Here is a 21,861-nt window from a genome sequence, read left to right on the forward strand (position 1 = left end):
GGACTTCAAAGATCTCTAGCTGAAACTTAAACTTACACAAAAGTTAAAAACGAACTCAATCCATACATCCTAATGACCAGGTATGATATCGAGGACACGACCTACCCACAGCTTATTAATAATCTTTAAACAGTAGCAAGAGAAGTTGCCGCACTTAGTCTTTGGGGCATCGACCTGAGACAACCAAAGTGCTTCTGGCTAACTTTATCTACCGCTGCTTCCAAAGTGGCAAGTCGATCCAAAACAATCAGAGCTCTTACTCATTTCTTTATTTTTAGACGCTGCGAGAACCTCGCGCCAGCTATCCCCAAAATACAGGCGCACTTCTCCTGCAATGATCAATAAATGCCGGCAATGCACACCAAGATGCGACAGCGCAAGCAGCGTCAACCGCTCTGTGTCGTTCTTAGCTAGGCCACGTAACCGTTTCCTGACATAACCGACCTGGCGATTAATCTCCCAGAACAGGTAATCGACTCTCACCCGTACCTGCGCACTGGCTTTTTCCGCTCTTCCGCTTGGCTTCGTATAGGGCGCTGCGGTTGCCCGGTTTGTAGTAAGTGCTACGCCGGGTGGTAATCTGCCAAATGACGTGGTGACCTGCATACTCGGGGCGTTTCTACACTCCGGTATAACCGGCATCGGCCAAAACGCGCTTTCGGTACCGCACAGCAGCTTATTAACCCTCGTGATATTTGCGGCATTGCCCCTTGCGCACTGGACTCGGCCCGATTCGTCATCCATACCAATATGGGCTTTCATGCCGAAATATCATTGATCGCCTTTCTTGGCGAGTAGCATTTCCGATTGACGCTGGCCGTCCTGGTTTTATGTTGAACTCGGCGCATGAATCAGCGTGGCATCAACGATGGTGCCCTGGCGGTGTAGCAGCCCTCAGTCACCTAGGCAGCAACTGATCACGCACGCTACCCTTACCATCAACTCATGCTTTTCCAGTAGGATACGGAAGTTGAAACCTAACCAGTTTTGCATCAGATGAATCCGTAGTATCGCTCTCAGCGGATAGGTATGACGACCACCATCACCCCTTCGAGTAGCACCTGTTGACCATAGTAATCAAACCCATCCGCACATCGCCCCCCCCTCGACCAGGAACAACTCTTTACGGGTCTGGGTGGGTTTGCCGACGCGCTCCGCAATAGCGAAAGTCATTTGCTTCATCGGAAAACTTGGTAAGAAGAGTCTGAGTACTTTGCTAGACGAGGAAGGCATGCTGGCACGCAGGCTCATGACGTGATTAAGTCTCCAGACTTTTAGTAATAATCAATAGTAAAAGTTGACGTCGCATTAGCTGGACCTGCAGTGATACTATCTTCAGTTTGTATGTAACGAGCCCGCAAAGGGATATTGTAGCTACCGCCGGCCTGATTGGTTAGGATGACGCCACTGGCGTATAACGTCGCCAACCTCAGTGGATTGCCCAAATTATCGGCGACCTGTAAGCCAACCCCCCTGGCAGAGGCAGCGCCACCAGAACCACCGGCGTTCAGTTGAAGAATACCCCGAGTCGGATCAACTGGAGTAATGGTTGAATCCAGGCGTACTTTCAGCACATTACTCTTGCGTAGGTCAACACCTACAACCGTACCGTTGTTACTCCAAGTTGGTCCTGCTGACTGGTAATAGCCGTGAAAAGCCGGGCAATTACTAAGAGTAATAGAGAAGTCCTGCCAGGCTGTGAAAGTATTTTTACCGGAAAACTCACTTAGTTTGTGAGAACCCATAGGCACGATTACGTCAGAGGTCGTACACGTTTGCGAGACGATATTGATACTACCGGAATAGTCAAGGGTGCCAAGCCGGAGGCTGTTGTCAGTTACCCAATTGATCGCTACTGCAGGTAAAGATGAACCTTGGATTGTACCAGATGAAACATCACCGATTTTTATAAAAACCAAATCAAAGTTCACAGCTTGAGTAATATCAACATCACAAGCCTGAGCGCTCGCATTACTGCAGACAGCGGTAGGGCTTGAATGTGGTACAGCAGCATTATAATACTCAATAACGACGCCAATTCCCGGTACTGTCGTTGTGTAAACCTTCTGCGCGTACGGGCTGTTGTTCCAGTCGGATAATGATAAAGGCACCGAAGAAAAAACTGCTTGTCTTTGAGCTGTAGAGGTGCCTCCTGTACAGGTGACCAATAAGGGAGTAGACGAACTGAAACTCTGTCGATAGATTTCTGCGCCTTGCGGCACGTCCCGGCCAATGGTCAAGCTGCCCGCCTGCAGAGGTTGCTTTAAAGTCAATCCTTGAGAACCACTACGAAAATTGCAGGCCGCCATCGTATTTGCACCTACCAATGACAATCCGACACATAATAAAAGCCGAATCAAGATCATTTCTTACTCCCCCCCACGCCGTTCACCGGAGTGAAATGTTTTTCTAATTGAACAACCGAGCACACAACCTCCACCTGACGTAGATGCTTACCATCATTTTTTACGGGAGGTAATGGCAGCACACATTGTTGAGTCGCCTGACTTCCCCAATTGATCAGCAACTGTCGTGTGTCGTCTTTTACCCGTGCATACAACTGCCCACCTTGGCCGACCACTCCTACCGAGACGCCCCGTTCATCCACCACACTGGCACCGAACGGGAGTAGGCTTCCATCATCGAGCATCACGTTAAGCAGCAGCGCCTCGCCGTCCGTGGTGCCATATTTCAAGGCCACCACTGCACCCGCGCGAGGTGCGATCTGCTGGCTCGTTTCATTCAGTTCCACGTTGAGAGAAGTACCAAAGGGATCGATTGAGATTTCGTTCAACTCATATGGGCGCAAGTAGGGCACGACAGCGTTGCCGTAGCTATCTACACGCACGCCTGGATAGCCTGGTACTTTAGCGCCCTCTGCTCCTTCGGCAGTGACCACCGCCATCGTTTCGCTGCGATAGGGGGTAAAAGTCACACCCTGAGGATGCGCCACGATACTGCCGCTTGCATTCAGCGACAGGCTTTTGTAATCAGCACCTTGGCTAATTGTCGCTCCAACAACGGCTTTCGGCCCCGTATACTGTCCGCTAACCGAGGTGCTGTTTGTACGATTAACACCTTCATGACTACTGGTCAGACTGTAACTGTACTGGTCTTCTTCACCGGCAATGCCGCTGAGACTCGCCTGTTCGCTGTAGTAGCCCTGGTTGTCACGCAACATAGTGGCCGAAATTTGTGCCGTGCGCTGAGAACTACCAAACTCCAGAGGCATGCTCGCCGTTAACATAAGCGTGGTATCCATTTCTCCCAGGCCAACACGATTGCGACTCACACTCAAACCATAGCTGACCTGACTCACCTGTTGGCTATAGCTAAGTTGGTACTGCACATCACTGCCTGTTCGATTCCAGTAATTCTGGGTAAAACCGCTAAACACAAGCTGCCCCCAAACTCCAAGGCTTTGGTTGGCGGTGAGGGATAAGCGGCTGCGAGAGCGACCGAAAGCCTTGCTGTCGTAACCACTGCGTTGAATATCAAGTAACTGCAAGGCATCGTTGAAACCTAGGTACTCCTCGGTGGAAAAGCGCATAGCTGCGACTGCAAGGTTGCTACCAGTTTCGGCAAAGTTTTTACTGTAGGTCATGCGCACACTTTGCCCGCTAACATCGCCGCTGCGCAGGTTGGTTTGGGCCTGCGTCACATCGACTCCCACAGCACCAATCGGTGTCCCAAACGCCAGTCCACCAAGCATCGCACGATAATCATCGCTGGCTTGCGCCCCCCCATAGCCGGTAAATATATTACTCAATCCCAATTGATAGGTGCCTTGGGCCAGCCGCGCTTGGTGATTAATGTAACTATTGCGAGTTTCACCTGCCGTCACGCTGAACCGCGAAATGCCAGGGCGCAATAACTCAGCCGTAGACGCGAAAGGCACGGTGAATCGCTGCTCACTACCATCAGCCTCGTAAACCGTCACTTCAAGGTCGCCGCCATAACCTGTGGAATACAAGTCATCAATAACAAAGCGCCCTGGTGCAACGGTTGTCTCATACAGCAAATTTCCAGCCTGACGCACTGCTACACGGGCTGCCGTACGGGCAATACCTTGGATCACTGGGGCATAACCCCTTTGGGATTGAGGTAGCATTCGATCATCGGTACTTAACTGCACACCACGATAGTTGAATGTATCGAAAACCTCGCCACTGGTATTAGCCTCACCAACTACTAACTGACTCTGCAAAAATGTGACATCCCGCTGAGCATAAGTGTTAATGGCCTGATAGTTCTGTCCGCTTGTTGATTGCCAACTTAACGAGCCGTTATGACGCAAGCGCCAGTCGCCAAGATTTAAACCAGTGCTGAGACCCAAGTAAGCTGAATCGTAAGTGCCGGTGTTAGCATTATTGTGATTAGCATTGAAGGAGTAACTCAAATTGCCGGCGGTGACACCTCGATCCCACAACTCGGGACTGACATAGCCTCGAGAACTCCGACGCAACGCGATTTGCGGAATGCTGACATCCAATTGTTGACTAGAAGGATTGAAGCTCGCAGTAGAACCTGGTATCAACTGTTCGATACCCTTACATGTCGTTTCATCAAGGCTAGCTGCCGCTTCTACCGACAACTTTTGAATGTCCACTCCAACCTGTTCTAAGAGGCTGCGGCTAAAACATACCACAGGGCGGCTACCATCGGGTTCAGCATCGATGCGTATATCCTTACGATTCAGCAATTTACTATTCACTGCTATATCAGCCCGATACTGACCTGGCAAGACCGGATTACCCTTCTCGTACTGCTCGAGCTGAAGGCTGCGCGAATCTTCTGGCAAAAAAGCATCGTTGAAGTGCACAACGTCAGCCCAGGTAGACGAAGGCAGCAACACAGGAATTAATACGGGCAGAGATTTGAAAAATCGCACAATATGAATCTCAAAATAATAGCGTGTGTGACAGCATCAAGCGAAGCAAGGATAGTTATCAGGATTCTCAAATGCTTATGGTTTTAGCGGATACTTGATCAGTGTCGATGCCCCGTAATCGTTGATCGCGTTGAATTCCAACTCGCCAGCCATATTTGGTCGCGACTTAAGATCAGGCAGTGAAAAATCCTGGGTATCGTTGGGTTTAATCATACCGCTCTCACTGATATAACGTCGGCCATCAACTACGAGGCTCAACTCCGCCAAAGACACGTGGAATGCAGTCGGGTTATACGCTTGCACCGCATAAAGCTTGCCGTGGTTAACGATTTTCCACTTCAACGATCCGGGCGCGTCGACAACCGATCCAACGAGCCCATTGGGGCGGTAAAAGACTTTGATACGTGAACGAAAGGCCATCTGTAGCAAGTTGGTGTCTACCGTGCTTTCGACCTTAGGTGGAATTTCCAACACATTGAGCCAAAACACGGACTCTTTATTCGCAGGCAGCTCCTTGCCGGTGAACATTAGGCGCAGGCTTTGCCCCTTGCTAGGATCGATACGTGAAACCGGCGGTGAAAGAATAAAGGGCGCCTTTGAATTAGTGGGACTTGACCGTGCATCCCCGTCGTCAACCCATGCTTGGACCAGTGCAGGTTGTAAACCATTATTATTAAGCTTCACGGTGACTTCTTTTTGACCCTCGGGGTAAATCAATCGAGTGCCTGTTATCACCACTCCCGCCATGGCTGGCGAACTCACCAAAAAGGCGAGCGCTGTGTACGCACTAATGCGGACGACTTTCAGACTAAACATAATTTTCTCGTTAACCAGCCATCCACACACCGCACGGCACCGATATACAGGTGTACAGGTGTGCAGATGGGGTATTGATTACTGGTAGCTGATGTCGAATGTCGCGAAACTGGATACCGTGCCGGGGCTTACGGCACCCGTTGCTACATACTTCACGACATACGGCATAATCACGCCGCCGTTAGCGATATCAAACTTCTGACCACGAGTGGACTGACGTGGCCAACCAACGCGAATTTTTTCTCCACTTTTGTCAGACAGTTCCAGTTGAACATTGGTAGCGGTACCTCTATTCACCAAATTACCGGTGACTGGATCAACCCCACTGTTAGCAGTGAAATATGCGCTTGCTTTAGTGGCGGCACCTGCACAGGAGGACAGCTCAATTTGGAAGAAGGTATCGCCAGCAACTTTACCGGCTTCACCCAACGACGCTGCGGAGATATTGGGCAAATCCACATTAGCTACACGTGTTTGGTTATTCACGGTAACGGTGCAAGTCTGGTCAAGCAATGTGCCGGTAAAATTAATTCTACCATCTTGGGCGCTAGCATGTTGCACGCCAGACGCGCAGATAAAAATAGCGAGCGCAAGAGCTTTCTTTTCAATTTTCATATGAAGTTCCACGAAGTAAAAATAGTACGCCGCACACAATGTGTGACGAGGAAAGAGTACCAACCGAACGTCGATTAAAAAATTAAATCTCATTAAAAATATTATTAGCGAGAAAGTCCTGATTATTTTTTGAATTCCCTAAAAAACCCGAGGAATTCTCTTATTTGAAAATCGCCCGACATTCCTATCGGAACCCCAGCATGAGCTAGGTTATGTACGCAAAGTCTGAACGAGTAAAATAGCTGCCATACGGAACATACTAGGGGCCCGTATGGCAAAGCGTTACGAAGTTCCAAATACAGTCTGGGATTTGGTTACTGACATATTCATCGAAATCCGTCGCACCGGAGCCTGCGAAGCAATGACCATATGATGCTTAACCGCATCCTCTGGTTACTCTGCTCTGGTGCGGCCTGCCGAGATAAGCCCGAGTGATTCGATCCTTGGTCAACGGCCTATCAACGGTTTCGTGACTGGCGCAATAGCGGAGCGTTTGATCAGATGCTAAAGCGGCTTCATATCCGATTAACGAGCAGGAGCTGATCGACTTAGAACCATCGATGATCGACTCCAATTTTCGGAGAATACAGCGCGTCCATAGTCATCGGACGCTGTAACCGAACCAGTTCTGCATGAGATGAGCACGCGCATCGCCATCATCGGATAGGAAGGACCGCCGCCCACCCCCCTCCTCCCAAATTATGAGGTTCGATCAGGAAAATCAAACCCTCCCAAGGTACGACACAATCCAACTCGATCAGGACCAGTAGCACCGTCTCGAAGGCCCACTAAGACGACATGTGCACATTCGACAGTTCGACCTACGAGATGGTGAAAACGCCGGATGAAGCCATCATTGCGTCGGTATTGATCTGGATGCTATTCGGATCGATATGTGTCGTTATTGTACTGTTACTGGTAGCCCGATTTAACTGGCTAGTACTTTCTTCACCAAATGAATGCAGGATTACTAGATTAAACTGATCACCAAATTCGCGATAGCATTTTTAATATGGCTTTCTTTCTGCTACGAACCATCAGCAGGCGGCGTAAAGAACCGCCTCAGTGTTGTTGACGTATCGTGGGCACTAGGTGGCGGGCACTATTACGCTTTACTCAGCGACTGCCAGATAATAAATTGCGTGGTTATCGGGCAATATCTGAAGAGATCCCCTTAAATCACACGAGGAGATTATCGTTGACCAGGTTTCCTAAGACGTCGCCTGGAGTTTCAATAACCGACCAACAGTTATACTAAACTTGTTCAGCCGAGTAAGAGCACTCACCTCTTTCGCGGCAGAAATGCATGCAAACAGGTAAGCAGCGTAAATGACAATATAAAGATCGAGCACATAACGTACGTCATCGGAGAACGCCTCTCCCGATCCGATCAAACAGCCCAATAACTAATTGATAAAGCTGGGGAGCCCATGGGTGATTTCAAAAGCTGGAAAAAACCGCACCGGTTCAGTTTGTTGTTGAACCATCACCAAGAGCGCAAGTGCGCCACAACATACGACTATAAATACTTTCATACCCCGCCCTCAAATGTTCAGTATAAGCTCACTGAAAGGCACTAAATTTGATTCATCGCTTACGAAATTATCCGGCATTGCTTACCCAAGTAAACACAGCCTTTTGCAAACCGGAATACGTCACAGGAAAGTTGATTCGCTTGGCGTCTGCATGGAAGTAATAGCCCTGACCTCCGGACACCCCGAGCTTCATGACTTGATTTAGATCATTAATCGTTTCCATACCTTCAACAATGATCTCTTTGGAAAAGAGTCCACAATACTCAACGGTGTGCTTAAGCATTTTCTTCCCGGCCGAGTTATTCCTGGCAGCGTGTAAAAGGCTTTTATCTATCTTGATATATTCAAAATTCCCACGTTCGATAACCGTAGTGCGCGACATTCCGGCGCCCAAGTCATCTAATGCAAATCGACAGCCCAGCTCTCTAAGTTTTTCGATAAACAAAAGTGCAGACTCAAGATCATCCAACGGTTCCTCTTCCGTAAGTTCGATTACCAAACGACGAGCAAGAGCTGGGTTCGAGGTCAAGCGTTTTATAGTTCGCGCCCATAGCGTATCCAAAATAAAGCTGGACGCCGATAAATTGCATCCAATCGAAGTAGAGGTCTCGCGCTCTAATTGGTCCAATACAGAACTAAGCACGTACATATCAATAACTTTTTGAATGCCGATGTTTTTGATCGCCTTCACACACTCAGCAAAGCTGAGCAACGGCACACCGCCCTTTCCTTCGAATCGTAGAAACACCTCTTCATATAACGCGGATCTGGTCGCCATACTTCTTACAGGCTGACGATGAAGGGTGGCTTGACGCGCATCCAGGCGAGTCACCAGCTCTACGCAAATATTCATGTCCCGCTCATACATAGCGCGCCACTTATGGTTCAATTGTGCTGGTTTTAATGCCGCACCCACACACAAAGCGTTAGAGACCATAGAGGAGACTTTATAAGAGCCAATCGTACTTGGGTCTATCATCGCGACAGAGACGACGGGCAGTATTTTAGTGCCATCAATCAACACTGCGCCCATAGACAGCGAAAGATAAATATCTTCCAGCATATCGCAGGTTCGCTCATTTATAGAGGCCACAAAACTGCCGTCGCCGGTGCGGTAGACACTAGCTCCCATTAAAAAGAAGCGGTTCTGAATTGTACTGATTACACGTGCAGCAGTGTCTTCCTCGTACGCGAACCTCACCTGAGCATGATTCATTAGAACCACATGCAGGTGAACACACCCTGCTTCGATACATTGCTTGCACACTGTCTTCACCACACAAAGAAAAAGCCAATAGGCGTCTATCAGAAAATTTAAGACATCCCTCAAATTAGCACCCGTTAATGATCATTAAAAATGGCCACCACTGCCCCAGGTCGCTTGCTGCGAGCAGCCCGGAGCGCGCGCGCCTAATTTTTGACGCGCGCACGCACATGCGCGGTAACGGATTTAAAATATTGATAATTCAGCGATTATGAAGTTATTAATAACATTAATCTGGCAGATTAATGTTAATTCTGTTTTATTTCAGGCCTGCTACACTTGTGTTGAATGGTCAGAAGTCGCGCGGTGCGACAGGGTGAGCGAAAAAATGAGTCAGGTTTTACAAAATAAAATAATGTTACCATTAGATATTGAGCTAAATCTGAATCCTGAGGGAGACGGGAACGCTAAGTTCTGCTTCACCGAACAGGAACTCAAAATTTATGCAAACGAAGAGCAGCTTCGTTGCGACCTCGGTCGGTCTGAGTTTCGGTTGTTACTATTACTTACCTCCGACCCCGACAAAGTTTTCAGTAAGTCCGAGTTAATCGATTTTGCCTGGGCCGGTAGGGTTGTGTCTGAAGGCAGCCTGACCCATGCAATCTTCAACCTGCGTTCGTTCTTCTGGCGTTGCGGAAAAGATGTCTTCGTAACCGCTCCCCGTGCCGGGTACTACTTCAATTCAAAATACCTTCCCGCCTCCACTCTATCGCCCTCCTGCACGAAAGAATTGGACAATCTCGAAATAGTGTCTGAACAAACCGCGCCGGCGCCAAACTTGTTAGGGTCAAACCTTGCAATACATTCGAGGCGCAGACGTACCGCGTCCTTTGGCTTAGTCGCCGTACTCCTACTAGTCACCGGCGGTGTTTGGCTATTCAATTCTGATAGTGCAGGTTTTTTAATTGATGAGCACGTCACTATTGAGCGTTTGAGCGCCGGAGAAGCCACAATTAATATTGTGGGAGATAAATACCTGAACCCAAGCTTAAACACGCAACATGATTACTTGGTCAAACAAATCAGAAGCCTCTCTTCTCCACTCAAAGGAGAAGTATGGCTGTCATATACAAAAGCCCGATTCCGCATTGCGTGCTTTACAACTAAAGGCGCAACGACATATGCGGCGCCCCTGACTGTTAGCCTTAAAGAGGTTCTGAGTAAATGTCTTTCAATTTAAAGTCAAGACTGCACAAAATAGAATTTTCTGCAGTCGTTTTGCTGATTTTAATACTCTTGGGCGTCTGGCTCTTCAATAGAAAGTTGCCGGTCAAAGAAAATGAACTATACACAATGCAAAGTCACGTATACTGGAGTGGCGATACGGGAGTAACCTCAGGACCTAATGTAGAGAACGTTGAAACGCTGAGATTCCATGGCAGGGCATTCAGCTACACGTCCTCCTGGTACACGCCGGAAAAACTCTACTACCTGAATACTTATGGGAAAATTTATCCAGTCATCGGTAATCTTGCTTATGTGAAAATTGAGGGCAAGACTGTATCCGATGGGTTCGATGAGTATCTGGGCGGACTTAAAGTACGGGAGCTTTTTTCTCGCAGGCTCGATCTCAATGTGGGTCAGAGCTCATATGTACGGTTCCTAAAATTGGATAAGTCGGGATTTTGCGGGTATTACTATTCATCGGACAATGTCTATTGCTTTGCACCAGAGACAACCACTGTGGGTATTCCACAGCACTAAACAACAAAAGTGGCGGGGTCATGACGCGCGGCCCCTCTCTATCACTCCCCCACCTACGACCATAAAAACTTCCAATCCAGCTTCAGTCCTACACTCCACGCAAAATCATCTAACGCAGGAGCATTGCAGTGGGTGGACATACCACTCCTGAGCAAGATTGCGCGGTCGCTACCAGCGACTCAAATGAACCGTGTGAGCCTGTTCTATTAAAGCACTTCACGCGGTGAGTGGGTGATTGACCATACTTCATTCACCCACGCGTGTTTTTTTTGGGGTATATCGATACGGTTGTCGATATTTTCTTGGGCAAATTTAGACGCCTTAGGGTTTGAGATGTTTGATGAGAAAACCCTGTGCGGCTTTATAGAACTCGATTTGGTTTTCTGCGTTCTGGAACCCATGCCCCTCATTGTCCTTGACCATGTATTCAACATGGACCCCACGTTTACGCAGAGCCTCCACCACTTGGTCACTTTCACTTTTGTTAACCCGCGGGTCGTTGGCACCTTGAGCAATAAGTAGCGGAGCGGTGATTCGGTCAACGTGAAACGCCGGCGATGTAGCACGTAGACGTACCAGATCGGTATGAGGGTCTCCGATCATCGTCTTCATCTGGGCCAAGTAGGGTGCCCAGTAAGGAGGAATTGCGTTCATAAAACTGAGAAGGTTTGACACACCGACGTAATCAACGGCGGCAGAGTACAGTTCAGGGGTAAATGTGACGCCGGCCAGCGCCGCATAGCCGCCGTAGCTTGTACCGTAAATGCCCAGCCGCTTAGGGTCGGCGATACCTTGCTCTACCAGCCATTGTGCGCCGTCCGTAATGTCGTTCTGCATCTTCAAGCCCCACTGGCCGAAGCCCGCTTCCCAGAAGCGACGTCCAAACCCGGTGGACCCGCGAAAATTCATCTGAAGAACGCAAAAACCACGATTGGCTAGCAGTTGGACTTCCGGGTTATATCCCCAATTGTCACGCTGCCATGGGCCGCCATGGGGGTTGACGATGCAGGCGAGCCCCTTCGGTTCCCGGCCCACGGGCAGGGCCAGGTAGCCGTGTATGGTCAGGCCGTCTCGCGTGATGTAACTGATGGGTTTGACCTTAGCCATATCCGCTTCGGAAATTGCCAGGTTGGCGTCCGATAGCTTTTCAAGCGTATTGGTATTGACGTCATACACATAGCTGGCACCTGGGGTCCGATCATTGTAGCTGCTGACAATAAAGGTTGTTTCCTCCTTGTCGGTGTCCTCAATCGTGAAGTTATAGCCGGGTAAATGAGCGCGTAAATTGAGCATCAACGACCGAATTTTTAAGTCGAAGAAGTGAAGTTGTGGCTGGTCAGTTTGATAGGTTGCCAGCAGGGGATGCCCGCTTTTCCTCGAATAAATAACGCTGTCCAGATCCACTGTTTCCGGAGTGAACACGTGTTTTTCGCGCTCAGGATACTTTGGATCGATAAGAACCAGTCCAAGGAGGTCCCGCTTCCTGTTTGAACGGGCATAAATTTTTTGATTGTCTTGGCTGAAAAACAGCGGATCTACTTGAGTGCGATAATCAGTGGTGAGCAAGGTGCGGAATGGTTGGCCTTCGTTATCGCGGTATAGCAACGATTTGTTTAGACCGTCAGTCGTGACTGCCGCGCGCACTTTGCCCTCATGGTCCGTCTTCCAGCTGTCTATATTACCGGGGTTTTTTGCCACCAATACTGTTGAACCGGTACGTACGTTGACCTTGTAGACATCAAAGAACTGAGGATTTCGCTGGTTGTGACTGATCAGCACGTGGTCGGGATCATCGGGCAAGAAGTCTTCAATATGAGCGCGAACTCCGTTCTCAGGCGTAAGGTCGTTTACGCTGCCGTCTTTAGTATTGATCGCGATGATATGAAAGTTTTCATCGCCCTCAAAGTCTTTTTGAAAAAGAATAAACTCGGAGTTCTTCCACTGAAAGTTACTGATATCACGTGCCACTTCGTAGGTAAGTTGTCTAACTGGCCCTGTCAACTTTCCATTCTTTAGTTCCTGTATGTGGATATTCATGCGTGCAGGAGTATTGCCATTATACGTAGGCTGCAAGTAAGCCAGGGTGCGCGCATCTTCTGACAATCGATAAGAAACACGTTCCGTACGGGCAAAGAAGTCCTCAACGGTATAATACTTTGCAACGGCACGAGCGTCCATTGCCATCTGTGGCAGGAATATTAGTGCCAAAATCTTTACTGTGTTTCGCATGCGTCACTCTCAATTAATAGTTTAAAGTCTTTCCAAAATTTTTTCGATCGTTCCGCCGCATATTTCAAAGCATTGATTGAAGTCATCTTCGCATGACGTTTGGGAGAATTGGCTGGAGCTGTAATGGTCAAAGCCACCACCATTAGAGTCGCAGTATTTCTTTACGTCGCTTTTACTTCGGCCTACCGCACAAGACTGGTAATTTCTTTGATTGACAAGGGCCAACTCTCGCTCGCTTCTGCGTTCGAGTTCAGCTGCTTGCCTGCATTGATTGCGTGTATCCTTGCAACTCTGGACGCAGCCTATTCCCTTCGTGGTTTTGGGAGGTGAATATTTATAATAATAACTTGGTCCGCATCCTGTTAAACTCGCCAAAACCAAAGGCACAATAAATTTCCAAAAGCTCTTCATGATTTTTCCCATGTAAAAAACCCTTTCTTTATAGCGCGCTTTGAGCACTAATAGAATTTAATAATTATTATAAATATGCCAGACCCAAGAAAGTATCTTACTCTAATACCATTCATAAAAGTGCTACATGGGCTGTGCAAGGACGCCTTCGAAATTAATGGCTATTACATTGTGGGGTATGAGGTTTTTTATGTTGCGCTATGGGTTATTGCTTTTCGCTCTTGTCCCTGCTGCTTCTTCATATGCCGATACAGTCTGGCTGGATAACGGCGACCGTCTGAGTGGCAAAATAATCCTGTTCGACGGCAGCAAGTTATTGATCCAAACTGTATATGCGGGCGCTATACCCATCAATTGGAAACAGGTGAAGACTCTGGAAAGTGACACAGGATTGCTTGTCGAGCAAGATACCTACACTGGCGGAAAGATAAGTTCTCTGAAGGCAGCAGACGCAGGCAAAGTGACCTTGGTTCAAGGACAAACGCCACAAACCGTAGAGTTAAAAAACATTCATCAGATCATGAAGCCAGTCTCAATGGCGCACGAATTATCCTGGAAGGGCAATGTGGATGTCGCGTTGGACTATAAGCGCGAAGAAAGAGATTCCGACAAATATGATATCGACTATAATGTTACCGTTCGCGATGGTATGTGGCGCCATGGCCTCAAGGGAGAATATAATCGAGAAGTTAAAGCACGTACGCCCGCAACTAATAACTGGGGCATCACCTATGCACTCGACCATTTTTTGACCCAACAATGGTTTTGGCAAGGTCGTTTATTTTATCAGCAAGACAAAGTTGATGACCCGACTCGACAGATTGCGTTTGGGACTGGGCCGGGCTATCAATTCTGGGAAGATGAGCTTGGCGCACTTTCCCTGAAGACACTACTTGTCAAAGTTGACTACAGATTAAAAAACAATGATAAAGGTCAAGATAATTTTGCAGCGATAGGCACTGACTACAATCTTTATTTAATTGGCAAACGAATTGAGCTCTTTGCTAATGGTGAAATACGTAAACAGTTTGCCGGGGACGGCGGCTATCTGTTATTTTCCGAAACTGGCCTGCGGTACAAATTGACTGATTGGGGGGCGTTGAATATTAAAGCAGATCACACATTTTTCAACTCTGCCAACCAAGAAAGCTTCGCGAAGACCCGTTATACTGCTGGTTTCGGCGTGAGTTGGTAATCTCTAGAACCGGGTCGGTTTAAAAGAAACAATAGAGGTTATCGCGTGAGGTTTACACTGAATGGTATAACCACTTTGCTTGGGGGGGGCAAGCACGAGTTGACGACCAAGATATCGATACGCCCATTGGGGCTGCGCACATGTATCGGGTCACTGGCCAAGTCGGAGAATGCATATTCTTTTGTGCGTCCATTAAGTGCGCCCCCCCGTCGGCGGTAGAGTAGGATCACAGTTGCTCCGGCTTCATTGTCGTTGCAATCAAGTCAGCAATACGAATCCTGGACCCGAGCCACTTTAAAGTTCTGAAGTATAGCTATTCATCATCCAGGCTGACTCCCAGCGGGTCAGCATTTAAACACCCCCTGGCGCAAGGTGCCTTTATCGAATGTACCCTGAGCACGATTTCTCTCAGTCCCTGCACTCACCGAGCCATGCCCATCCAGCACGCGTTTTGCGCTGCCACTATGTAGATCAACAACAATCAGACCCGAGTCACCCGCTTCGGTCAGAACCGCACATCGTCAACGCAACTCCTGGTCGAGCGACCTCAAGAAAAACGGGTATGTTCACTCGCCCCGATTTTCAGACACCAACGAAAATTTTAAGTCGCGTCCATTAAACTTCCACCGCCCCCCCTATAGATACTACTAACTCCTGAAGACTAAACGCCCAACACTTAATCCTTTTTCAGGATGGGTCCAAGTACCTAATAAGCCATAGGCTGCTGTTGGATGCTTACTCAACCGCGCGATACATCCATTAAGTTTTGCAAGCAGGCTCGATTTGATGAGGCATCGTGTTGGGGTAGACATCGGGTAAGACCTGCACCGGAGTGCTGAGTACCAAGCCGTCAGTCATCGTTGCCTCAACATACGTGGCGCTCCAGCCTATGTCCGGATTACGCAGGCTGACGTTTAGCTCTTTGCCCGGCGGCACATTCAGCTCGGTGGCCTCGTAACAAATGCCGCAAGTTAGGCGAAAGTCACGATTGTGGGGATTCTGCGCACGCCATTGCACCAGTTTTACCGGGGGCTCCGAGAAACTGATGGCAAGGTTCGCTCCTGTACTGGCGAGGTGTACGACGCTGTTCAAAACAGGCAACGGACGTTGTTGTTGCATGCGGTTAGTGAAGGTCACCAACGAGTTTTCGATAAATGTTTTAATCCCGTAGTGGCTGGAATTAGGCACAACGCGCAACATCTTTTCACCGGGCAGTGCATCAAAGTAAAAACGTGCGTTGTCGGGTAAGAAAAAGTCATCACTGCTGGCATTCACGATGTATTTTGGAATACTCAGCCGGCGCTGCTGCGTAGTGAGTAAAGGGTCTTCTATCTTCATCAGCTTCGCGAAGCCAGCAGTATCCAGCTGCTGAGTAATGCCGGCCTGGAAGTAAGCATTGAACGCCAATGGCCAGGTTTTCCCAAAAGCGTTGTAGGTGTGCTGCAAGACCGCTCGGGTGTTGAGGATATCAATGGCGAAGGGAGCAATCGCACTCACTCGCGTATCTTCCAACGCGGCCAACCATACGGCCCAGCCGCGCTTGGACGCACCAGAGACGATGAACCTGTTGACTTCCCAGAGTTTCAGTTCCTCCTGCGCCAAGTCCATTGCCTTGACCAGCGACTGCATCATAGGAATATGCAACGACACAAAAGGACGCGCCTCAGGCTGTTGCAAAAACAACTTCCAACTGTGGGCCACGCTGTCGTCTTCACGTCGCGAAACCCCGTCGTCGCTATAGGTCAAGCACTGGTTAGGAACATCGCTCACGGAGACCACAATTGTCTGTGTCTGGCGAGCGACCGACAACAGCATATCTTCGGTAAAGTCCGTTGGCACTTGCTTGGGTTTTCCAGGCCTTACCACGTTGGTTCCGTTGTTGGCGACCAGAATAGCCTGGCCACGTACCGCAGTCCGGGGAATGTAAATATCGATAGTATGGCTCCAACTGACAGGACTGGCGAAGCCATGCCCCGTCCAGCATTGAGACTTCAATTCAAAACGTCTTAGCTCAACGCCCGCAAACATCGTTAGGTCCAGCCGGGTATATTCCAGCGGATGACTCGCCTCGCTTTGCTTGTAGCAACTCAACACTTTGGCGAAGTCCTGGCCGCTGTTTTGAAAACATTCCATCCGGCTATCTGGCGTGGCGGAAACTTTACAACCAGCGGAAATCATGACGGGTGACTGCATTGATGCATGACGTAGGAACTTGGGCATTACTGTCTCATATCAGAGTTCGGAATGTAGCTGCCCTGTTCAACGTCTGCGCTCTGATTTGATGTGGAAAGCGGTCGCTCGTAAAGAGTCCTCGACAGCCCACATGCAAGTCTCACAGAAATACTGCGGCCCATTCCCAAGGCGAGGCTGTTCAAGATCACATACTATCTGATTCAGTAAACATACTTTTCCCCCAGTCACTGTTAATAAGACAGCGTACGTCCCAGGTCGATCACAGAAACAACAACTCCCAATAAAAGAAGACATATACGAGGCACTTCCAAGCCACAGCATTAATAAATCCAGCCTAGCACATGACCTCTCATATATCAGACCGGCAACGAGCAGTTAATACACAAAAAGCGCTACGAAACTAAAATGAAAATTAGTATCCGCAAAAACACGTTGCAGTCACCCATACCTGTAGAGTGCGCCCCAAAATAGGTGAGTACATGACCTATACGCACATTCCTATTTAATGCTTTAATTTATCAATTAGAGATCACTGAAAAACTTTAGTCTTGATAGGGTTTTATCAGAGGCTCGAAATAAACAATCAGCGACAAAAGATAAAAAACCCCGACAATCGTTGTCCCGGGTTTGAGCCAGACAACTACCGCAACAAACAAGGTAATCGTCGTGACACTTCTATAAATAACCGCCAGCACATTGGTTGAGTTTTTGTATTTAGCCCTATTGAGTTCTTGTAGCGCATATAAGATTATTATCGCAACCGTCAGCAACAATACACAAACAACGTTCTTAACGTGGTGCACGACACTGTGCGAGCCAGTTAAAAAGCTTATGTAATTCATGCTTGCGTAAGCAACGACTGCCAATAACAATAAACCAATATATCGCTGGCGATTTTTATACCGCCTACTGCTGGTTGTTGCCGCATACTTTCCCATATCAGCTCCGCTCCGCGCGACTCTCAATATTGCTTATTGTGCGCAGCATCGCGCCCAATTGGGCCAGTTATTAATAATTTAAAATTCTCATAAACCAAAACTAAACCAAGGTGAATCACTGAGGCCGGCGTCTTTAACAAAAACCTTGAAGCTGGGTGCTCCCGGCAGTGACGCGTCGCTTACCAAAACGCGACCAAATGGACCCGACCGCCTCCGCGCAGAGCTTGCCTATCTCGCCGTAATCACTTGAGCCTTAGACCAGACTCAGACCGCCTGCCATCCTGACCTCCCCCTCTAGGGGAACTCTGAAAAAGACTTCCTGATTTGGCAAAATCCCCGAACACCAATCGCCAAGATGTTTGATGACGAAGCAAATGACCTTCGCCCACATCGAGTACACCGGTAAGCGCAAGCAGACCCGCAAGGAACTGTTCTTGATCGAGATGGATCGGGTAGTGCTCTGGAAGGGTTTGATCGCCCTGATCTAGCCCCAGCACTCGGACGGCGAAGACGGTCGTCCAGCGTATCCGTTGATGGCGACGCTGCTGACCCATCCCATGCAGAACTGGTTTGGTTACAGTGATCCGGCGATGGAAGAGTCGCTGTACGAGACGACAATCGTGCGCCAGTTTGCCGGCCTGAGCCTGGAGTGAATCCCGGACGAAACCACCATCCTCAACTTCCGTCGCCTGCTGGAAAAGCACGAGTTGGACAATGGCTTTCTTTGCGTTATCAATGGCTATCTCGGCGACCGTGGCTTGCTATTGCGAGAAGGCACCATCGTCGATGCCACACTGATTCATGCGCCCAGTTCGACCAAGAACAAAGACGGAAAACGCGCCCCGTAAATGCACCAGACGAAGAAGGGCAATCAGTATTACTTCGGTGCCAAAGCACACATTGGTGTCGACGATGACTCGGGACTGCAGCACAGCGTGGTGGTCACTGCGGCCAACGTCGCGGATCTAACCTGAGTTGATGAACTGCCACACGGCACCGAGAACCTGGTCTGCGCCGATTCAGGCTATACCAGTGTCGAGAAGCGCGAAGAGCAAGCGGGATGCCAAGTCATCTGGCAGATTACAGCCCGGCGTAGCACCTACAAGAAACGGAGAAACGCAGCGTGCTGTACAAAGCGATACGCAAGATCGAGGGAGACAAAGCTCAGGTTCATGCCAAGGTTGAGCATCCGTTTCGGGTGTTCAAGCGTCAGTTTGGTTAGACGAAAGTGCGCTTTCGAGACTTCGTAAAAAATACGGCCCAGATTGTAACGCTGTGCGCTCTATCGAACCTGTCGATGGCGCGTCGACATTTACTCTCAAGCGCAGGAGAGGTGCGCCCCTAATGAGGTAAATAGCTGCTGCGAGGCGCGTTCAGCGGCAAAAATGGGTTGGATAGGCACAAGACTTGATCGATTTGAACGGCTGCATTTTTTTGAAAGCGCCCATGGCCCCGCAGTCGAATAATAGCGGCCTACTTCAGACATTACCTTAGGATATTTTAATAATTATTAAATTCCAACCCTCGACGCCAAGCACCCACTCAAGACCTACAAGGATCCAATAATATTATAAATAATTATAAATAAAAATATTAATGCCGCTCGCCCTGACGTTGATTTATTCTAACAGGTCTCTCACAAGGGCTGCCGGAATGGTTCAAGCATTGCAATACCATATACTTTAATTCGATTTTCCACAGACTTCGGCGCTGCAGCGAGTGCCCAAGCTAAAAGTCAGAGATGTGTACAATCATGAACACACGCTACGCGTCTAATTCCATTCCCGGCAATGCAATCGAAAACTTGCCACTAGCTTAATTACTGTCTAATCAAAAATTTTCTTATCAAAGCGTACCTCACGACGCGCCCTGGGGCGCGCGGACCTAAAAAACACTCTCCCAATCACCAAGCACTCAGAGGGTCTTCATGCGCACAGAATGAATCAACTCTAACTCTCTCCTATCCAGAATCAAGCTTTTAAATTAGCAGGAAGAATATGTCTAAGCATAACGATAAAACCAAACTTGCGCTGGCGTCGGTCATCATCACCCTCGCTTCCCTGGCAAGCCAGCAGGCCTTTGCCCACGCTTATGTCGAAAGTCCGAAATCCCGGTCCTTCATGTGTGCCGCTTCGGGCGGAAACCTCAACCGTGACTGCGGTACTGTCGCCTACGAACCACAAAGTGTTGAATACTCGACCTCGGTGAATCAGCACTACCCTAGCCAGTACTGCTCTGGTGACTTCACTCAGTGCGGCCCGGCAAATGGAGCCATCGCGTCAGGAGGCATCAACAGCTACGGCCAACTCAACGAGCAAACTGCAACTCGTTGGCAGAAAACCACGATCAAGCCAGGCATGAATGAATTCGTTTGGCACTACACTGCCGGTCACGCCAGTGCCTACTACCAGTTCTACATCACCAAGAAAAACTGGAACCCAAATCAGCCGCTGACCCGCGACTCGTTCGAACTCAAGCCACTGCTGAATGAAAACGCTGGCGGCGTTCGCCCACCTGCCGCTGGCAATACCAAGCACAAGGTCAACATCCCGTCCGACCACAGCGGTTACCACGTAATCCTTGCTACTTGGAAGGTCTCCGACACCTCCGCCACCTTCTACCAAGTCATTGACGTGAACATCGACGGCGATGTCGCGCCGGTTCCAACCTGGAATTCGCTCGGCGCGATCCAGCCTGAGCAACTGAGTGTCGGCGACAAAGTCCGCACTCGTGTGTTCACCGCTGCAGGCGAGCAACCGAACCGCCAGACTCAACTGAACATCGATACCGTTGAGAAGGCCCAGGCCAATACCTGGCCGTTCCTGTTGGCCCAACAGGTCAACAAAGCCAATGCTGGTTATGTAGTAGGCGAACTCAACGCCAACGACGAAGTCGTGCCCAACTACGGCAAGAACACTCTGTATGCCAAGAACAAGAGTGATGTGGTGAGGGTTGAAATCCAGAAAGACCGGCCGAGCGTCATTGGCACGCTGAAGCTTTCTGGTCTTCAGGCTGAGTACCCCCTGAAGGGCGGCGCCGCTGAGCTGCATTTCAACGCTATCGCACTGGGCGGCGAATACACCATCGCTGCCACTGTCTTCAATGGCAAGGGTGAAAGCATCGCTCATCAACAAGCTGCATCGGGCAACAACAACCCACACCTCTCCATTCCGCTGCGCAATGTGAGCTCAGGCGAGTACGACGTAGTGGTCGTAGCTACCTCGCAGAAGAACGAGTTACTGCAACAGAGCCAGCGCATCACGCTCAAGGCTGAGGAAGTGGCTGGTGGTGAATACGACTTTGTCTTCCCAGAAGGTCTGCGCAGCTATAAGGCAGGAACCAAGGTTAAGTCCAAGGATGGCAACGTCTATGAGTGCAAGCCGTTCCCTTACAGCGGCTACTGCGTGCAGTGGAGCTCTAACGCCACTCAGTTCGAACCGGGCACTGGCAGCCACTGGAACATGGCCTGGACTCGCAAGTAATCATCCATAAACTGCCTACCGTAACGCGGCGCCTCGGGTGCCGCGTTACCCGTATTGGAAACACGCATGAACCACCTTTACTACTCAAGACCCCGGCGGCTGCTGTACTGGCTGTTCGCCGTGACAGTAATGTGGGCAACGATCAGTGGCTACGCCAACGCCCTGCGACAACCGGCCCCAGAGATCCAACAGGCTATCGGTTTTATCAATGTCTCGCTGACCACCTTACTAGTGCCGCTTTTCTTCCTGCGACTGTTCTACCTCATAAACCATCCCGCGCCGGCATTGCCCACCAATCTAAACCCCGGCAGGCAGATACTGATCCTTATCGGGCACTCCGCGCTATTGGTCTTCCTCGGCACCGCGCTGTTCAGCGGTGTACTGATGATGTCTCGCCCGATTGATTTGTTCGGCCTGCAGCTTCCCGCCCCCTTGCAGAACCAGCAGACCATTAGTTTTTTCAAAGCACTTCACCAGGGCATCTGCCTCGTCCTGGCCTTGCTGGTCGCCGGCCATATCTCGGCGGCGATTCACCATCAGCTACGCGGACATGATGTGCTCAAACGCATGCTACCAAAGCGCCCATGA

Annotated in this window: 14 protein-coding genes and 3 pseudogenes; 6 read left to right on the forward strand and 11 right to left on the reverse strand. The window is 49.4% G+C overall.

Annotated elements, in window-relative coordinates; translation table 11 throughout:
• Window positions 1–315: 315 nt before the first annotated feature.
• The 7 genes and pseudogenes from ATH90_RS19445 to ATH90_RS19470 form a co-directional block, all read right to left on the reverse strand.
• A pseudogene (locus ATH90_RS19445) lies at window positions 316–1,182 on the reverse strand (transposase); the annotation flags it as partial.
• 92 nt (window positions 1,183–1,274) lie between these two features.
• A complete protein-coding gene (locus tag ATH90_RS19450) occupies window positions 1,275–2,366 on the reverse strand; it encodes a fimbrial protein (RefSeq protein ID WP_098467082.1) in 1,092 nt (363 codons plus the stop codon).
• Window positions 2,363–4,822: a fimbria/pilus outer membrane usher protein gene (locus ATH90_RS19455; protein ID WP_244905996.1), complete on the reverse strand. Its 2,460-nt coding sequence runs from the start codon at window positions 4,820–4,822 to the stop codon at window positions 2,363–2,365. Before ATH90_RS19455 ends, ATH90_RS19450 begins: the two co-directional genes overlap by 4 nt.
• A 144-nt stretch (window positions 4,823–4,966) precedes the next feature.
• Window positions 4,967–5,707 carry a fimbrial biogenesis chaperone gene (locus ATH90_RS19460; protein WP_098467083.1) on the reverse strand — a complete coding sequence of 247 codons (741 nt, stop codon included), beginning with the start codon at window positions 5,705–5,707 and terminating at the stop codon, window positions 4,967–4,969.
• 78 nt (window positions 5,708–5,785) lie between these two features.
• Entirely contained in the window at window positions 5,786–6,322 is a 537-nt protein-coding gene (locus tag ATH90_RS19465) for a fimbrial protein (RefSeq protein ID WP_170041141.1), read from the reverse strand.
• Window positions 6,323–6,932: 610 nt separating this feature from the next.
• Window positions 6,933–7,095, reverse strand: a pseudogene (locus tag ATH90_RS29190) (transposase); the annotation flags it as partial.
• Between the two features lie 829 nt (window positions 7,096–7,924).
• The gene (locus ATH90_RS19470; protein ID WP_098467085.1) at window positions 7,925–9,073 is read right to left on the reverse strand and encodes an EAL domain-containing protein; all 1,149 of its coding nucleotides are present in this window, start codon (window positions 9,071–9,073) and stop codon (window positions 7,925–7,927) included.
• Window positions 9,074–9,449: 376 nt separating this feature from the next.
• Between ATH90_RS19470 and ATH90_RS19475 the strand changes: the two genes are divergently transcribed.
• Entirely contained in the window at window positions 9,450–10,301 is an 852-nt protein-coding gene (locus tag ATH90_RS19475; RefSeq protein ID WP_170041143.1) for a winged helix-turn-helix domain-containing protein, read from the forward strand.
• Window positions 10,286–10,825 (forward strand): hypothetical protein, encoded by a 540-nt coding sequence (locus ATH90_RS29195; RefSeq protein WP_141537504.1) that lies wholly within the window; start codon window positions 10,286–10,288, stop codon window positions 10,823–10,825. Before ATH90_RS19475 ends, ATH90_RS29195 begins: the two co-directional genes overlap by 16 nt.
• Before the next feature lie 321 nt (window positions 10,826–11,146).
• On the opposite strand, the gene ATH90_RS19480 is transcribed toward ATH90_RS29195, so the two are convergent.
• On the reverse strand, window positions 11,147–13,054 hold the full coding sequence (locus ATH90_RS19480) for an alpha/beta hydrolase family protein (protein WP_098467087.1): 1,908 nt from the start codon (window positions 13,052–13,054) through the stop codon (window positions 11,147–11,149).
• A 21-nt stretch (window positions 13,055–13,075) separates the two neighbouring features.
• Window positions 13,076–13,477, reverse strand: coding sequence for a hypothetical protein (locus tag ATH90_RS29200; protein WP_141537505.1), 402 nt, complete (start codon window positions 13,475–13,477; stop codon window positions 13,076–13,078).
• A 178-nt stretch (window positions 13,478–13,655) separates the two neighbouring features.
• On the opposite strand from ATH90_RS29200, the gene ATH90_RS19490 reads away from it, so the two are divergent.
• Window positions 13,656–14,660 (forward strand): DUF481 domain-containing protein, encoded by a 1,005-nt coding sequence (locus ATH90_RS19490; protein WP_098467706.1) that lies wholly within the window; start codon window positions 13,656–13,658, stop codon window positions 14,658–14,660.
• A 759-nt stretch (window positions 14,661–15,419) separates the two neighbouring features.
• Here the strand turns inward: ATH90_RS19490 and ATH90_RS19495 are convergent.
• A complete protein-coding gene (locus ATH90_RS19495; RefSeq protein ID WP_098467089.1) occupies window positions 15,420–16,880 on the reverse strand; it encodes a PhoPQ-activated pathogenicity-related family protein in 1,461 nt (486 codons plus the stop codon).
• A 515-nt stretch (window positions 16,881–17,395) separates the two neighbouring features.
• The gene (locus ATH90_RS19500) at window positions 17,396–17,791 is read right to left on the reverse strand and encodes a hypothetical protein (protein ID WP_098467090.1); all 396 of its coding nucleotides are present in this window, start codon (window positions 17,789–17,791) and stop codon (window positions 17,396–17,398) included.
• Between the two features lie 374 nt (window positions 17,792–18,165).
• On the opposite strand from ATH90_RS19500, the pseudogene ATH90_RS19505 reads away from it, so the two are divergent.
• From ATH90_RS19505 to ATH90_RS19515, 3 genes and pseudogenes are all read left to right on the forward strand, one after another.
• Window positions 18,166–19,136, forward strand: a pseudogene (locus ATH90_RS19505) (IS5 family transposase).
• Window positions 19,137–19,788: 652 nt separating this feature from the next.
• Window positions 19,789–21,273 carry an N-acetylglucosamine-binding protein GbpA gene (gene gbpA / locus ATH90_RS19510; protein ID WP_098467091.1) on the forward strand — a complete coding sequence of 495 codons (1,485 nt, stop codon included), beginning with the start codon at window positions 19,789–19,791 and terminating at the stop codon, window positions 21,271–21,273.
• 66 nt (window positions 21,274–21,339) lie between these two features.
• Window positions 21,340–21,861 (forward strand): cytochrome b, encoded by a 522-nt coding sequence (locus tag ATH90_RS19515; RefSeq protein WP_098467092.1) that lies wholly within the window; start codon window positions 21,340–21,342, stop codon window positions 21,859–21,861.

Source organism: Pseudomonas lurida (assembly GCF_002563895.1).
Lineage (GTDB): Bacteria > Pseudomonadota > Gammaproteobacteria > Pseudomonadales > Pseudomonadaceae > Aquipseudomonas > Aquipseudomonas lurida.

Bases quoted from the DNA above. Each gene is read 5' to 3' on its own strand.
- ATH90_RS19475 (WP_170041143.1), top strand. From the start codon at position 9,450: ATGAGTCAGGTTTTACAAAATAAAATAATGTTACCATTAGATATTGAG.
- ATH90_RS19515 (WP_098467092.1), top strand. From the start codon at position 21,340: ATGAACCACCTTTACTACTCAAGACCCCGGCGGCTGCTGTACTGGCTG.
- ATH90_RS29200 (WP_141537505.1), bottom strand. From the start codon at position 13,477: ATGGGAAAAATCATGAAGAGCTTTTGGAAATTTATTGTGCCTTTGGTT.
- ATH90_RS19450 (WP_098467082.1), bottom strand. From the start codon at position 2,366: ATGATCTTGATTCGGCTTTTATTATGTGTCGGATTGTCATTGGTAGGT.
- ATH90_RS19465 (WP_170041141.1), bottom strand. From the start codon at position 6,322: ATGAAAATTGAAAAGAAAGCTCTTGCGCTCGCTATTTTTATCTGCGCG.
- ATH90_RS19490 (WP_098467706.1), top strand. From the start codon at position 13,656: ATGTTGCGCTATGGGTTATTGCTTTTCGCTCTTGTCCCTGCTGCTTCT.
- gbpA (WP_098467091.1), top strand. From the start codon at position 19,789: ATGTCTAAGCATAACGATAAAACCAAACTTGCGCTGGCGTCGGTCATC.
- ATH90_RS19495 (WP_098467089.1), bottom strand. From the start codon at position 16,880: ATGCCCAAGTTCCTACGTCATGCATCAATGCAGTCACCCGTCATGATT.
- ATH90_RS19460 (WP_098467083.1), bottom strand. From the start codon at position 5,707: ATGTTTAGTCTGAAAGTCGTCCGCATTAGTGCGTACACAGCGCTCGCC.
- ATH90_RS19480 (WP_098467087.1), bottom strand. From the start codon at position 13,054: ATGCGAAACACAGTAAAGATTTTGGCACTAATATTCCTGCCACAGATG.
- ATH90_RS19500 (WP_098467090.1), bottom strand. From the start codon at position 17,791: ATGGGAAAGTATGCGGCAACAACCAGCAGTAGGCGGTATAAAAATCGC.
- ATH90_RS29195 (WP_141537504.1), top strand. From the start codon at position 10,286: ATGTCTTTCAATTTAAAGTCAAGACTGCACAAAATAGAATTTTCTGCA.
- ATH90_RS19470 (WP_098467085.1), bottom strand. From the start codon at position 9,073: ATGAATCATGCTCAGGTGAGGTTCGCGTACGAGGAAGACACTGCTGCA.